Origin of the sequence: Vallitalea longa, assembly GCF_027923465.1 — a bacterium.
GTDB classification, from domain to species: domain Bacteria; phylum Bacillota; class Clostridia; order Lachnospirales; family Vallitaleaceae; genus Vallitalea; species Vallitalea longa.
This window is the reverse complement of sequence record NZ_BRLB01000001.1, coordinates 971,348-986,861: the sequence shown is the minus strand read 5'-3', so window position 1 is coordinate 986,861 and position 15,514 is coordinate 971,348. Positions and strand designations below refer to the sequence as shown.

Annotated in this window: 13 protein-coding genes; 11 read left to right on the top strand and 2 right to left on the bottom strand. The window is 30.8% G+C overall.

Going from position 1 to position 15,514, the window contains the following annotated elements:
• Nucleotides 1–253 precede the first annotated feature (253 nt).
• The 11 genes from greA (at nucleotide 254) to QMG30_RS04170 (ending at nucleotide 13,780) form a co-directional block, all read left to right on the top strand.
• Nucleotides 254–730 (top strand): transcription elongation factor GreA, encoded by a 477-nt coding sequence (gene greA, locus QMG30_RS04220; protein ID WP_281812527.1) that lies wholly within the window; start codon nucleotides 254–256, stop codon nucleotides 728–730.
• A gap of 77 nt (nucleotides 731–807) precedes the next feature.
• Nucleotides 808–2,304 (top strand): lysine--tRNA ligase, encoded by a 1,497-nt coding sequence (lysS, locus tag QMG30_RS04215; RefSeq protein WP_281812525.1) that lies wholly within the window; start codon nucleotides 808–810, stop codon nucleotides 2,302–2,304.
• 409 nt (nucleotides 2,305–2,713) lie between these two features.
• A complete protein-coding gene (locus QMG30_RS04210) occupies nucleotides 2,714–3,955 on the top strand; it encodes a putative glycoside hydrolase (protein WP_281812523.1) in 1,242 nt (413 codons plus the stop codon).
• 47 nt (nucleotides 3,956–4,002) lie between these two features.
• Nucleotides 4,003–4,386, top strand: coding sequence for a hypothetical protein (locus tag QMG30_RS04205; RefSeq protein WP_281812521.1), 384 nt, complete (start codon nucleotides 4,003–4,005; stop codon nucleotides 4,384–4,386).
• Nucleotides 4,387–4,418: 32 nt separating this feature from the next.
• Nucleotides 4,419–5,360 (top strand): hypothetical protein, encoded by a 942-nt coding sequence (locus tag QMG30_RS04200; protein WP_281812519.1) that lies wholly within the window; start codon nucleotides 4,419–4,421, stop codon nucleotides 5,358–5,360.
• A 316-nt stretch (nucleotides 5,361–5,676) separates the two neighbouring features.
• Entirely contained in the window at nucleotides 5,677–6,546 is an 870-nt protein-coding gene (gene cdaA, locus QMG30_RS04195) for a diadenylate cyclase CdaA (RefSeq protein WP_281812516.1), read from the top strand.
• A complete protein-coding gene (locus tag QMG30_RS04190) occupies nucleotides 6,539–7,840 on the top strand; it encodes a CdaR family protein (protein ID WP_281812513.1) in 1,302 nt (433 codons plus the stop codon). The genes cdaA and QMG30_RS04190 overlap by 8 nt, the downstream gene beginning before the upstream one ends.
• 328 nt (nucleotides 7,841–8,168) lie before the next feature.
• Complete coding sequence (gene glmM / locus QMG30_RS04185; protein WP_281812511.1) at nucleotides 8,169–9,521, top strand: phosphoglucosamine mutase; 1,353 nt, start codon at nucleotides 8,169–8,171, stop codon at nucleotides 9,519–9,521.
• Between the two features lie 12 nt (nucleotides 9,522–9,533).
• Nucleotides 9,534–11,366: a glutamine--fructose-6-phosphate transaminase (isomerizing) gene (gene glmS / locus QMG30_RS04180; RefSeq protein ID WP_281812509.1), complete on the top strand. Its 1,833-nt coding sequence runs from the start codon at nucleotides 9,534–9,536 to the stop codon at nucleotides 11,364–11,366.
• Nucleotides 11,367–11,589: 223 nt separating this feature from the next.
• Complete coding sequence (locus QMG30_RS04175) at nucleotides 11,590–12,444, top strand: helix-turn-helix transcriptional regulator (RefSeq protein ID WP_281812507.1); 855 nt, start codon at nucleotides 11,590–11,592, stop codon at nucleotides 12,442–12,444.
• The gene (locus QMG30_RS04170; RefSeq protein WP_281812505.1) at nucleotides 12,437–13,780 is read left to right on the top strand and encodes an MATE family efflux transporter; all 1,344 of its coding nucleotides are present in this window, start codon (nucleotides 12,437–12,439) and stop codon (nucleotides 13,778–13,780) included. Before QMG30_RS04175 ends, QMG30_RS04170 begins: the two co-directional genes overlap by 8 nt.
• Nucleotides 13,781–14,040: 260 nt before the next feature.
• Here QMG30_RS04170 and QMG30_RS04165 read toward each other — a convergent pair whose 3' ends face one another.
• Together QMG30_RS04165 and QMG30_RS04160 are read right to left on the bottom strand one after the other, a co-directional pair.
• Nucleotides 14,041–14,388, bottom strand: a complete 348-nt coding sequence (locus QMG30_RS04165) for a cupin domain-containing protein (RefSeq protein ID WP_281812503.1) — start codon at nucleotides 14,386–14,388, stop codon at nucleotides 14,041–14,043.
• Between the two features lie 19 nt (nucleotides 14,389–14,407).
• Nucleotides 14,408–15,514, bottom strand: a complete 1,107-nt coding sequence (locus QMG30_RS04160) for a BUD32 family EKC/KEOPS complex subunit (RefSeq protein ID WP_281812501.1) — start codon at nucleotides 15,512–15,514, stop codon at nucleotides 14,408–14,410.

The following is a 15,514-nucleotide window of genomic DNA, read 5'->3' as shown; positions in this document are numbered from 1 at the left end:
AATGGTTTTGATATAATAATTAATTAATTGATTTATTCGTATATATTAATTAAGTGTTTTTATCTTGATAGACAAGATATTATTAAACATAGACAGAGAATAAAAATAAGTTCATATAATTACTCGACTTATCCACCTATAAGCTTTCAGAAGCATTGATAATCGTATTTATCATAAGAAGTGGTATTGTTGAGTTATACTAGTTTTATTTTTATTATTATATAAAATATATTAAGAGGAAGGGTGTAGCAAGATGCCTGACAAAAAAGTAATACTAACATATGGTGGATTAAGGGAATTAGAAGATGAATTACAGAATCTAAAAGTGTTCAGAAGAAAAGATGTGGCAGAAAAGATTAAAGATGCTCGTGCACAAGGTGATTTGTCAGAAAATGCAGAATACGATGCAGCTAAAGAAGAACAAGGCGAAATTGAAACAAGGATTGTAGAAATTGAAAAAATACTTAAAAATGCAGAAGTAGTAGACGAGGAAGAAATATCATTAGATATAATAAGTGTAGGATGTAAAGTAAAGATATATGACCTAGAATTTGAAGAAGAGATCGATTATGCAATCGTAGGCTCAACAGAAGCAGATCCTTTGAATTATAAAATTTCTAATGAGTCACCAGTTGGAAGTGCATTAATTGGTTCAAAAGTTGGAGATTTAGTAGAAGTTGAGACTCCTAATGGAGTTATTAGAGTAAAAGTATTAGATATCCATAGATAAATACAAGCTAAGTTAAACATGATATATAACATAAATAACAAATGAATAAAACAAATATATACAAGGAGGACTTGTAAGTGTCAAAAAATAATAGTGCTCATCAAGGAAAAGAACAAGACCTTAATGAACTCCTAAAAATTAGAAGAGAAAAATTAGTAGAATTACAAGAAAAGGGTAGAGACCCTTTTGAATTAACTAAATTTAATGTGAATTATCATAGTAATGATATTATTGATAATTTCGAGGAGTTAGAAGGAAAAGAAGTTACAATTGCAGGAAGAATTATGACTAAACGTATTATGGGAAAAGCTTCCTTCTGTCATGTAGCTGATAGAAATGGACAAATTCAATCTTATGTCAGAAAAGATGCAATTGGTGAAGAAGATTATGCCGAATTCAAACATTATGATTTAGGGGATATAGTTGGTATTAAAGGTGAAGTTTTCAGAACCCAAAAAGGTGAGATATCAGTAAAAGCTCATGAAGTAACTTTACTTTCTAAGAGTTTACAGATATTACCAGAGAAATTTCATGGATTAAAAGATACAGATACCAGATATCGTCAAAGATATTTAGATTTAATTGTTAATCCAGAAGTAAAAAATACTTTTATAACTAGATCAAATATCATAAAAGAAATTAGAAACGTTCTTGATAATAAAGGTTATCTAGAAGTAGAAACACCAGTACTTAATACCATATCAGGAGGTGCTTCTGCAAAACCATTCATTACGCATCACAATGCACTTGATATGGAATTATATATGAGAATAGCTCTTGAATTACCACTTAAGAGATTAATCGTTGGTGGGTTCGAAAGAGTATATGAAATAGGAAGAGTATTCAGAAATGAAGGATTATCCGTAAGACATAATCCAGAATTTACTTTACTTGAATTATATGAAGCTTATACAGACTATCATGGTATGATGGATATAACTGAAGAACTTATTCGTACTGTAGCTCAGAATGTATTAGGAACTACAACTGTTACATACGATGAGATAGAAATTGATTTAGGTAAACCATTTGAAAGACTTTCAATGTTAGATGCAGTCAAGAAATATGCTAATGTTGATTTTGATGAAATAAAGACAGATGAAGAAGCTAAAGAATTAGCTGAAAAACATGAAATAGAATTTGAAAAACATCACAAAAAAGGTGATATACTTAATCTTTTCTTTGAAGAGTATGTTGAAGAACACTTGGTTCAACCAACATTCATTACAGATCATCCAGTTGAGATCTCACCTCTTGCTAAGAGGAAGCCTGAAAAACCAGACTATACTGAGAGATTTGAGCTATTCATCACTAAGAGAGAATTCGCTAATGCTTTCTCCGAGTTGAATGATCCAATTGACCAAAGACAAAGATTTGAAAGACAAGAGGAACTTCGTGCTGCTGGTGATGAAGAAGCAGGTATGATTGATGAAGATTTCCTTACTGCATTAGAATATGGAATGCCTCCAACAGGTGGGCTTGGAATAGGTATCGATAGATTAGTGATGTTATTGACTGATTCATATTCCATAAGAGACGTACTTCTATTCCCAACAATGAAAAATAAAGAGTAGATATATATTAGAAAAAACCTCTATTATGAGGTTTTTTTAATTATGTATATTAATACTCTATTAATTTTTTACCAATTGAACCTCATTTATTTACATTGATAAATAGTATATGGTATACTGTATTAGCTATTATTTTTCATATAAAAACCGTTATATTGATATTATCAATATTAATTGGAAGTTAAAGAAATAAATATGATTAAGATATCCAATGAGTGTTATAATATAAATAACAGATGTAGCAAAAAAATAAGTTAATGGTTGTATAATAATTATTATTTGTTTTTTACAACTATCAAAAAAGTGTCGAAATTAAATTTTTTATGTGCTATAATTTATATGATATAATAATTATAGACTATGGTTCAACAGGAATATAAATATTATAATTGAAAAGAGGAATGAATTGATGTCCTACCATAGGAGACGACGTAATAAAAATAAAATCTTGTTTTTTATTTTAATAATTGCCGTAATAATTGGTATACCAGTTATATATAAGTCTGTTACTGATAAGGAAAGCATTGGTAACAACTTCATGAGTAGTATAATAACACCAAATGAATCAACTGCTAAAACATTAGAAGTCGGATTGGATGATTATTTAAAAGCACCCGATGTTAATTATAAGTTATATAGTAAAGCTCCAAAAGTTAAAGGATTATACGTAAGTGCGCCAACTGCTAATAATGCAGAAAGTATGAACAGATTAATTGATATTGCCAATACTACTGAAATAAATACATTTGTTATAGATGTAAAAGATGATTCAGGAAGGATTACTTTTAACATAGACAATTCAGAATCAGATGAAATAAATGCAGAAGTCAATTATATAAAAGACATTAATGATGTATTAGATAAATTATATGAAAACGATATATATCCTATAGCTCGTATAGTGGCATTCAAAGATCCTTGGGCTTCAAAGAAGATTCAGGATTATGCAATTAAGAACAAGGACGGAAGTCTGTGGATGTACAAAGATGTATCATGGCTCAATCCATATAATAAAGATGCATGGAATTATGTCCTAGACATAGCCAAGAAAGCTGCTGAGGTGGGATTCAAAGAGATTCAATTTGATTATATAAGATTTGAAGCAACAAGAAAATTACAGGATGCGGACTTTGGAGTAGATGGAGACAAGACAAGAATGGAAGTCATTGCTGAATTTGTTGATTATGCAATGAAAGAATTAGAACCTTATAATGTAAAAGTATCCGCTGATGTTTTTGGAACCATTATAACGAGTAAAATAGATGCAAAGGCAATAGGCCAAGATTATCTGGAGATGGCCCGAAAACTAGATGTTATTTGTCCCATGGTGTATCCTTCTCATTACGGAAAAGGTTACTTTGGTATACCAAGAGATAAGCATTCAGATCTATATCCATACGAAACAATATTAGGTTCCATGAATGCCTCTAATGATAAATATAAAGAATTAGGTGAAACCAAAGCTGCTGTAGTCAGACCATGGCTTCAAGCTTTTACTGCTAAATACTTAGGACGTGGAAATTACAAGCCATATGGTGGAAAAGAAATTAGAGAGCAGATACAAGGAGTATATGATGCGGGACTTGAGGAATGGATATTATGGCATGCCGGTTGTAGTTATACTACGGATGGATTGTTAAAAGAACAATAGATGATAGATATAATAGAATATTGCTTATTGAAATGGGGTGAGTATTGGTGAATGTGAATAAAGAGAAAGTTAAGATTATGACTAATATGGCTATATACGAAAAGAATTTAGGTCAAGAAGATTTTGCTATTAATGAACACTTTAAATCCAATTATATATCATACAATAATTTCAAAACAAGATTAGGAGTTATCATTGCGATGATGATAATCTTTGGTGGAGATATATTATCAAGAGTTAGTACAGATTTCAATAGTGTTGTGGAGATAGATTATGTTAGTATAGGCATTAAGTATCTTATAATATTAGCCATCGTACTTGTGATTTATACAATTATTTCAACAATTATTTATAAGAAGAGATATAAAAGTGCTGAAATAAGAATTAATAAATATAAAAAGCTACTTAATAAACTTGATACTTTTAAGTAGTGTAGAACTTAATCAAGGAGGATAATTTAGTTATGACTAAACTTTATGAGATAAGGGAAGTGCTCATAACACTGTTCAAAAGATATGAAAGGTACATAGTACCTATTACCAAATTTATAGTTGCATTATTGGTGTTCTTTAAATTAAACGGATTTTTGAATTTTGCAAAAGTACTAAATAACCCTTTAGTAAATATACTATTCGCTGCTATAGCAAGTGTTATTCCTGGAAATTGGTTAGTATTGATATTGATTTTTGTAATAAGTACTCATTTGTTTTATGCTTCACTTGAAGCATTAGGAATAATTTTTATGTTAATGATAATTATTTATCTATTGTTTATTAGAATTTTTCCTAAGATGGGTCATTTTATAATAGCTGTTCCATTATTATTTTCATTAGGAATACCTTATATTATACCGATATTTGCTGGATTATTTGTAGGTCCTATAGCAATAGTTCCTGTGTGTATAGGAGTAGCGGTTTACTATTTTTCAGGACACATGGCAACAATTCTTTCAATAAAAACTGGAAGTTATACTGATTTGCCAGATATAATAATGAACATGTATAAATCAATCATGGATTCATTATTCAATGATAAAGCTATGATGTTGACAATAATTATATTTATAGGAGTTATTCTGATTACATATTTTATAAGCAGATTAGAAATAGATTATGTATGGTATATAGCAATAGTAGCTGGTAGTATAACTAATATGCTTGGATTTACTATAGGTAACATAATATTAAAAACAGACATCAGTATATTAGGAGTGGTGCTTGGCTCCATATTGGCAATTATAGTGGTATCTGCCTGTCAGTTTTTAAAAGTATGTTTGCATTATACTAGAGCTGAAAAAGTTCAATTCGAGGATGACGATTATATATATTATGTAAAAGCGATACCTAAAATCAAGATTGGTAAGCAAGTTAAGAAAATAAAACGAATAAACACTGTAAAAAAATAATGAAAATACAACGAAGCGGTCTAGTGACTCTTCGTTTTTTTCTAAAGATATATTATTTTTATATATTGAATAATTAAATAAATTTAATTAAAATTTTATGAAAAATATATTTTTATAACACGTAATTAATGATATAATAAACTAGAAAACTATTTGAGTTGTAAAAATATCAATTATATGCACTCGTTGACCTTATAAATAATAGAAAATTATAAATCTCTTTTTATAATATTTGTAGAATAATAAGGTAAAAATAAAATTTATGATAGATAAATTTTGAAGGTAATTGATATAAAGTATGGTTGAAGAGGGTGTAATGTTGGAGAGTTTAAATAATTTCTGGGAAAATTTAAAATTAATACAATTAAGTTTACCAATAATTGGAATTAAAGATATTATAGAGATAGCTTTAATTGCATTTGCAATATATCAACTTTTAAAATGGGTTAGAGGTACAAGAGCTTGGACTTTATTTAAAGGTTTATTAATAATATGTATTGTTGCATTCATCTCGATGATTCTTGAATTAAACACTATAACTTTTATTTTTGTAAAAGCTATAAATACTGGGATTATAGCATTATTAATTGTATTTCAACCCGAACTTCGAAGTGCGTTAGAACAGCTTGGTCGTAGAAAGTTTTTTTCAACATTCTTGATATTTGATGAACAGAAAGAAAAGAAAGAAAAAATTACAATAGAGGCTATTGATGAAATAGTTACAGCTACAGAAGAAATGGCTAAATTCAAGACAGGAGCTTTGATTGTAATAGAAAGAGAAGTAAAACTTGGTGAGTATGAAAGAACTGGTATACCTCTTAATGCATCAATAACTAGCCAGTTATTAATAAATATATTTGAACATAATACACCTTTACATGATGGTGCGATAATCATAAGAAACAATGAAATAGTTGCGGCAACTTGTTATTTGCCACTATCAGATAATATGAGTTTAAGTAAAGAATTAGGAACAAGACATAGGGCTGCTGTAGGTATTAGTGAAGTATCTGATTGTATTGTCATCATAGTATCAGAAGAAACCGGAAAAGTATCAATGGCTCTAGGTGGTAATATAATAAGAAATGTAGATAGTGATTATTTGAAAAACAAATTGGTCTATCAGAAAAAGACAACTGATATAAAGAAATTTAAAATTTGGAAAGGTAGACAGAAAAATGGGTAATGTATTTACAAAAAATATAGGATGGAAAATTGCATCAATCGTAATAGCATTTTTTATATGGTTTGCTATTGTACGAGTTGAAGATCCTTATATGACAAAAGAGTTTAAAAACATTCCTGTTAAGGTTCTTAATGAGACTATAATTACATCTAAGAACCAATATATCAATTTTATTGAAGGGGAATCTGTAGATGTAACACTTGGTGGAAATCGACGTACAATAGAATCTCTAAAAAATGATGATATAAGAGCTACTGTTGACATGCAGTACTTATCTTTTACAGATACATTAGTAATCGAAATAGATACTGATTATGATAGTGTAAAAGTGGTTAGAAAGAAACCATATAACATGCGTATCTCTAGGGAAAATGTAAAAGCTGAGATAAGAAGTATCGTTTATGAATTTGTAGGTAGTCCTAAGGAGTCTTATATTCATCTAGACCCTATCATTACGCCTAACAAAATTGAAATAGAAGGACCTGAGTCAAAAGTCAAACAAGTAACAAAAGTTCTGGTAACACTTGGTATTGATGGTGCAACCAGTGATGTCATTTCAGTAGGGAAAGTCAGACTTCTGGATGATGATGGTAATGTTGTTGATAATGTAGAAAAAAGAAATGATGAAGTTAAATATCAAGTTCCAATAAGGAAATTGAAGGAAGTTAATCTTATTGTCAAAACTACAGGAACTCTACCTCCAGGATACAAACTTGTAGGTACAGAAGTTATTCCTAATAAGATAACCCTTATAGGAACAGAAAAAGAAATAGATAAAATCAATAATGTTACAATAGATATACCACTCAATAATGTTAATGCTGATGTTAATAAAGAGATTGACTTAAGTAATGTATTACCAGAAGGAGTATCAAGATATCAAGATTCGAATATTGTTAATGTGAAATTAAAAATAAATAAAGTTCAAGAAAAAGAGGTTGCCATATTAACTCATGATATCAGTATAGAAAGATTACCTGAAAATTATAACGTATCTATAGTTAATACTGAAGACATTAAAATCAAATTCAGTGGTATACAAGAAGATCTAGCTAAAATAAGTATAGCTAGTTTAAATCCTAAGATAAATCTTAATAACTTAGAGGAAGGGCGACATGAAGTTGCTTTGACTCTTACATATCCTAGAAATGTTGAGCTGATTACTGAGATACCTAAGGTAATTATTGAGTTGACTAAACAAGAACCAGGAGATGTCACAGAGACTCTTCAAAATAGTGCTGGTAATCAAAATCCACAAGATAATGTTGGTGAAACATTACTGGATGAAGAATGATATTGGAATGGAAAGTGTGCGAAAGCACACTTTTTTTGCTTTAAGCATATGAAATAGGAGCGTTTTCATATACGCTAAGGAAATTTTCCTAACCTCTTTTGTTAGGAACAAAAAATAAGTATTATACATATTAGTATAATATATACCACTTATAAAAGTGGTATATACCAGATCAAAACAAAGAGCTATTTATTGCTGGAATTCATTGAAGGTACAAATATCTAGTGATATAATTGTAAAGACTTCATAGTAACTAATAATAAAAATTTTTACAATAGATAAACCTGAAAAAAGTTAAAACTTATAATATATGAAAGGAAACTTAATAATGGGTAAATTATTTGGAACAGATGGTGTTAGAGGTATAGCCAATCAAGAACTTACTATAGAAATGTCCTATAAGTTAGGTCAGGCAGGAGCATATGTACTTACAAAGGAAAAGAAACACAAACCTACTATTCTCATAGGTAGGGATACAAGGATATCCGGAGAAATGCTAGAAGCAGCACTTATCTCAGGAATATGTTCAGTTGGAGCTAATGCAGTTAGTATTGGAATAGTACCTACACCTGCTGTAGCATACTTAACTAGATTATATAATGCAGATGCAGGAGTTGTCATATCTGCTTCCCATAATCCAGTAGAATACAATGGAATAAAATTCTTTAATAATAAAGGGTACAAATTATCAGACCAACTTGAAGAAGAAATCGAAGATATAATACTAAATGATAGTGAGAAACTAGAATTTCCTATAGGAACTAAAATTGGAAGAGTAAAACATAAGAAAGAAAGTATTACAGATTATATTGAATATGCCAAGAGTGTAATTGATATCAATCTGGAAGGAATGAAAATAGTCATAGACTGTGCTAATGGTGCATCTTATGTATCTGCCCCAGAGACATTAAGACAATTGGGTGCAGAAATCTTTATAATCCATAATGAACCAGATGGTACTAATATCAATAAGAAATGCGGTTCAACACATATGGAAGACCTACAGCAATTCGTTAAACAAGTCGGTGCAGATATCGGGTTAGCTTTTGATGGTGATGCTGATAGATGCCTTGCAGTCGATGAACAAGGTAATATGGTAGATGGCGATCAGATTATGGCTGTCTGTGGTTTATATATGAAAAACAAAGGATTATTGAAGCAAGATACTATCGTTGCGACTGTCATGAGTAATCTAGGATTATTCATAATGGGAAAAGAAAAAGACGTAAATATCGAACAGACAAAAGTCGGAGATAGATATGTCTTGGAAAAGATGATAGAAAAAGGATACAATCTAGGTGGAGAACAATCAGGACATATAATTTTCTTAGATGAAAATACAACAGGTGATGGACTTCTTACAGCAATCCATTTATTAGATGCTCTTAAGCATTCTGACAAGAAATTATCAGAACTAGCTAATGTAATGGAAGTTCTACCTCAGGTATTAGTGAATGCAAAAGTAAGTAATGAAAATAAATACAATTACCTAGAAGATAAAGTAATTGAAGAAGAGATCAAAAAACTTGAAGATAAATTCCATGGTGAAGGTAGAGTATTGATAAGACCTTCTGGTACAGAACCATTGATAAGAGTAATGATAGAAGGAAAAGACAAGGAAGTATTAACAAAAGAAGCTAATTCTTTAGCTACATTGATTGAAAACAGACTTAATATTTAGGAGGAATTCGTTTTGTGCGGTATTGTCGGTTACATTGGTAATAAAGAAGCAGCCCCAATATTAATTGATGGGTTGAAAAGTTTAGAATATAGAGGATACGACTCAGCGGGAGTCTCAATATATGATCATGAAATTAATTGTGTGAAAACAAAAGGTAGACTAGCGAACTTAGAGGAAAAGTTGAATCACCACATGTTACATGGTAACTTAGGAATAGGTCATACACGCTGGGCTACTCATGGTGAACCATCAGACGTTAACTCCCATCCTCATATGAATAATACTAAAACAATATCATTAGTCCATAATGGTATTATAGAGAATTATATGAATTTGAAAGAGAAACTACAAGAAGATGGTCAAGAATTCTTATCTGAAACAGATACAGAAGTAGCAGTTCAACTGATCGACTATTATTACAAGGAATCAAATGATCTTCTTGATTCTGTTCTAAAATCAATGGACAAAATTGAAGGTTCTTATGCATTTGGTGTCATCTGTAATGATGAACCTGATAAAATAATTGCAGTTAGAAAAGACAGTCCACTTATTATAGGTATCGGTAAGGGTGAAAACTATATAGCATCTGATATTCCAGCCATTTTAGAACATACAAGAGACGTTTATCTTCTAGAAGATAAAGAAGTAGCAGTAGTAACTAAAGATGGTGTTACTATAATGGATACTGACAAGAACATTATCGATAGAGATGTATTCAATGTTACTTGGGATATCAAAGCAGCTAGAAAAGAAGGCTTTGACCATTATATGTTAAAAGAGATATTCGAACAGCCAAAAGTCGTAAAAGAGACATTGACTCCAAGATTACCTCTTGACGTAGATGATATAGTCCTTGACGATATCAATATGTCAAAAGAAGTTCTTGAGAAGATTAATAAAATATATATTGTCGCATGTGGTACAGCTTCTTATACTGGTCTAGTAGGAAAATATCTCATTGAAAGAGTAGCAAGAATACCAGTAGTAGCAGAAGTCGCATCTGAATTCAGATATAGAGAACCTATTCTTGATGAAAACACTCTAATGATTGTTGTTTCACAATCAGGAGAAACAGCAGATACATTAGCAGCGCTTAGACTAGCTAAGAAAGCTGGAGCTTATGTTATCGGTATCGTCAATGTAGTAGGTTCAACAATATCGAGAGATGCAGATGATGTCCTATATACATGGGCAGGACCAGAAATAGCCGTTGCATCAACAAAAGCATATTCAGCTCAGTTATGTGCAATGTATCTTTTATCAATTAAGATAGCTATGGAATTAGGTAAAATATCCAAAGATGAATTCGTGGAACTTAGAAAAGAGTTATACGCTCTACCTGAAAAGGTATCAAAGGTATTAGAGCAAGCAGATACAATAAAAAATCTAGCCAATAAGTACATTAATTCCAAAAATGTATTTTATATCGGTAGAGGACTCGATTATGCAGTATCCATGGAAGGTGCATTGAAATTAAAAGAAATCGCATATCTTCATGCAGAACCATACGCTGCTGGAGAATTGAAGCATGGACCTATTGCACTTATTGAAGATAAATCATTGTTAGTTGGACTAACAGCTCATGAAGAATTATATGAAAAAACAGTAAGCAATATAAAAGAAGTTAAGGCTAGAGGGGCTAATGTATTAGCTATAGCTCTAGAAGGCAATGAAGAGATAAGCAAGACAGCTGATGATGTTATCTATATTCCTAGAACACATTGGATGTTTACATCAATTCTTGAAAATATTCCACAACAGATATTTGCTTATTATATTTCAGTGGGGCTTGGACATGATGTTGATAAGCCTAGGAATTTGGCGAAGAGTGTTACGGTGGAGTAGTTGGAATATGATTTTAAAGTAAGAAAGATGTCTGAATAGAATAAACTCGTCTGAAAAAATAAAGGCGCTAAGATAATGAAGTTGTGATAAAAGTCATGTGATTTTTGGCTAAAAATGCCCAAAATTACGTGACTCTTTTGCATTGGGGCTAGAAAAAGCAAGAATCATTAAATATGCTTATTAGCAATTTGTTATAATCCTATAAGAAAGGAGGAAAGCTGCAATGTTTTGTAGAGTAATGAATGTTATAAATGCAATTGACTATATAGAGGAGCATTTATCTGAAAGGTTGGATTTAGATATGGTAGCAAGTGCTGTACACTATTCAAAATATTATTTGCACAGAACATTTACTACTTCCGTTGGTTTGACAATCCATGATTACATACAACGAAGAAAGTTGACGGAAGCCGCAAAATTGTTGGTATTTTCTAATAAGCCTATTATTGAAATTGCATTGGTAGCAGGATATGAAAGTCAACAAGCGTTTACTTCTATTTTTAAAGCGATGTATAAGAAATCTCCTAATCAATATCGAAGAGAACAGGAATTTTATCCTTTGCAGCTAAGATTTGTTTTGAAGAAAATAAGCATAAATTTAGAAACCATTCCCAAATTGCAAAAAGAAATAACCCTTGCAACTTTATTGGATATTTCATTATGGATGGACTTAGTGAGACTAGTCATAGACGGTTTCCCTAATTTGCAGGAGGAAGAATATGTAGTTCAACTGAAACAGTGCATTATTGAAAGAAGAGCTTTGATATTGAAATCTGATAATATTGCTATTGGAAATATGATATTCAATCAAGAAACAGGAAGTATTGATTTCTTTGGAATACATCCACAATATCGTAATTCAGAAATAGCACATGCATTTCTTGAAAAAGTTATTAATGATTATTTGATAAATACAGCTGTTTCAATAACTACTTTTCGTGAGGGAGATAAAGCAGATACAGGACAAAGAAAAATGCTAAAAGAGTTAGGTTTTGCAGAAGCAGAATTATTGATGGAATTTGGATATCCTACACAGAAGTTTGTGTTATCTTCTGAGAAGGGAAAAGACAATGAATAAGTCAGAAAACCCTTTATCACAAGATTTCACTTTGTTTTCTTTATTAAGATTTGCCTTTCCGTCTATAGTAATGATGATATTTATGGGATTATATACTATAATTGATACGATATTTGTATCAAGACTGATTAATACGAATGCACTATCAGCAGTAAATATCGTGTGTCCTGTAATAAATATCATTATTGGGTTAGCATCTATGATTGCTACTGGTGGAAATGCTATTGTTGCAAGAAAAATGGGAGCCAATAATAGAAAAAGGGCAAATCAAGACTTCACATTATTGATTATTTTCGGAGCTTTACTGGGTTTGGTTATAACAATACTGGGAGTCATATTTATAGATGAAATTATATGGGGATTGGGTTCAAGTGAAATACTATATCCATATTGTAGAAGCTATTTATTAGTCATATTGATTTTTACCCCTGCCAGTATTTTGCAAGTCCTTTTTCAAAATTTGATTATAACGGCAGGAAAGCCAACATTAGGATTGATATTATCTGTTGGAGCAGGTGTCATCAATATTATATTTGATTACATTTTCATGGTTACATTTAAAATGGGAATCGCCGGTTCTGCTCTGGGTACTGGTATCGGATACATAGTTCCAACTGTAGTTGGTATCATAATTTTTCTTAAAGGTAAAGGTATGTTGAAATTTGTAAAACCAATTTTAGACATAGGTGTACTAATTGAAAGTAGCTACAATGGTTTTTCAGAAATGGTTAGTCAAATTTCAACAGCGATTACAACATTTTTGTTCAACCTGATTATGATGAATTTATTAGGAGAGAATGGTGTTGCTGCGATTACTATTATTATCTATACGCAGTTTATGTTAACAGCCCTTTATATTGGGTTTTCTATGGGCGTTGCGCCAATAATTAGTTATAACTATGGAGCTAAAAATTATCAAAGGTTAAAAAAGATATTTAAGAATTGTATGATATGCATATCTATAATGTCTATTTTAGTTTGGTTAGTATCATTATTTGGTGGTTCTTCATTAATTAGTATTTTCAGTCCACAAGGTACTAAGGTGTTTGAAATAACAAATAAAGGATTTCCTATCTTTAAATATTCTTTTTTGTTATGTGGTTTTAATATTTTTTCTTCCGCTATGTTTACTGCATTGTCAAACGGAAAGATATCTGCTATTATTTCTTTTTTAAGAACCTTTGTGTTTATTGCAGTGGGACTTTTGGTATTACCAAAAATGTTAAATGTTCTGGGTGTCTGGATTGCCGTACCAATTGCTGAATTTCTTACACTAATCATTTCAGGTACATTTATCTTGAAATATAGAAGTAAGTATCAAAAATTTCTCGTGTAAGGTTTTCAAATTGCAATTATGATTTATTGATGAAAATGTCTAGATTGCAGGGCTTTATTTATTAAGCTCTAGAAATAGTAATTTATATGATAATGATTTTTTTGATCGCCAGATGATGGAGGGAGTCACAGGAATTATATATATAATTAACTGAATTAATATTGATAATATAAAAAATATTCACCATCATGAATTGTCTAATTCAAATGGTGAATATTTTATAAATAGATTGTTCTATTTTATTATTTCCTTGTTTTTATTTAATCAAGAACAATAAGAGCAATAAAATTAAGCGTAGTTTCTCCCACATTCTTTATAGAATGGGTTTCACCAGATTTAGTTATAACCACATCCCCAGATGTTACAGTTTCTTCTTTGCCGTTATCATAAACTAGACCCTTACCCTCAAGAATAAAATAAATTTCGCTTTCATCAACATGAGTGTGTTTACCAATTGATGAACCTGGTTCTAAAGAAAAGGAAGCAAATAATCGACCTTTATCATTTAACCCTTCTTGGTCAGTTATATTTAATATGGTTGTGTTACCTATACCATCTTTAAGTTGTTTTTTTACAACAGTAGAAAGATTTTCTCTTTTTGTAATCATAATAAGTTCCCTTCTTATTTTAAATTGGTGTAGTCTTGTTTGCGTGCAGTGGTTGTTTATCACGTTCTCTCCAAATCGCACCAAGACTGTTATAATCAATACAACCTGTATTGATGTAGTCAAATAGTATATTCTTTATTCTAAGACCCCATGAATCCCGTATACCATCCACGTATCCCCAATAAGATTGAAAAATCTCAAGTAGGCGACAGGCTGAAAAAAAGTCTATGAGGTCATTAGTTTCAGTATCAGGATATTCTGATTTTCCTTTAGTATATGATTTCCAGAAAGCTCTCTCTGCAAGCTTGAATTCCTCTATACCATAATAATTGAATACAAAAAATCTAAGTGCATATAATTCAAATTCCAATGGAGCAGCTTGACTGCTTTCTACATCAAAGTAACCACTACTTTTATTATTCTCAACAAAGAAATTATCACCATGCATATCTGTAATAACAAGTGTAGCAGGGGATTGTTTAATATCAAGTCGTGTTCGGAATGATTCAAATCTTGAGTCGAAAAATAACTTCAATTGAGTATATTCTTCATCATTAATTCCACCTTTGGTACGACACTTTTTTAGAAGCATATCATTAATAGGAAGATATCTGTCGGCGAAGTTCATTATACCAGAAGGTTCTATTTCTGAGTTATTCATTATATTACCAAAAGATGTGAATCTTGTTTTATGTAGCTTTCTGAAGTCGGAACCTAAATTTTTCATTATATCAAGAAAAATATCAAGTGAATGAGAGTGATTATTCATATAATCATTAAGATTACAGCCGGGTGAACGTTCTACAACGATACAATTTCCCTGTGCTGTTGGATAAATGCCAAAAACCTTTGGTGATGGTAATGAAGCGTTTCTTATAAGATCAAAGAGATAAGCTTCACGTTCTAACGATAGTTTACCTCCGAATAACGTATCTTTATTACCTTCAGAAAAGGTCAGTTCTGTCTCACGTATGCGTGGGAATTTTATAATTAGTTCTGAGTCGTCTAACATTTTGGCAGCAAATACAAAATGGTTGGAACCACCAGATAATTTTTTTAGATGGCGGATTAAAAAACCATTTGCAGTAAGTGCGTTACGTATAGTCTCTTCAGAAATAGATTGCAT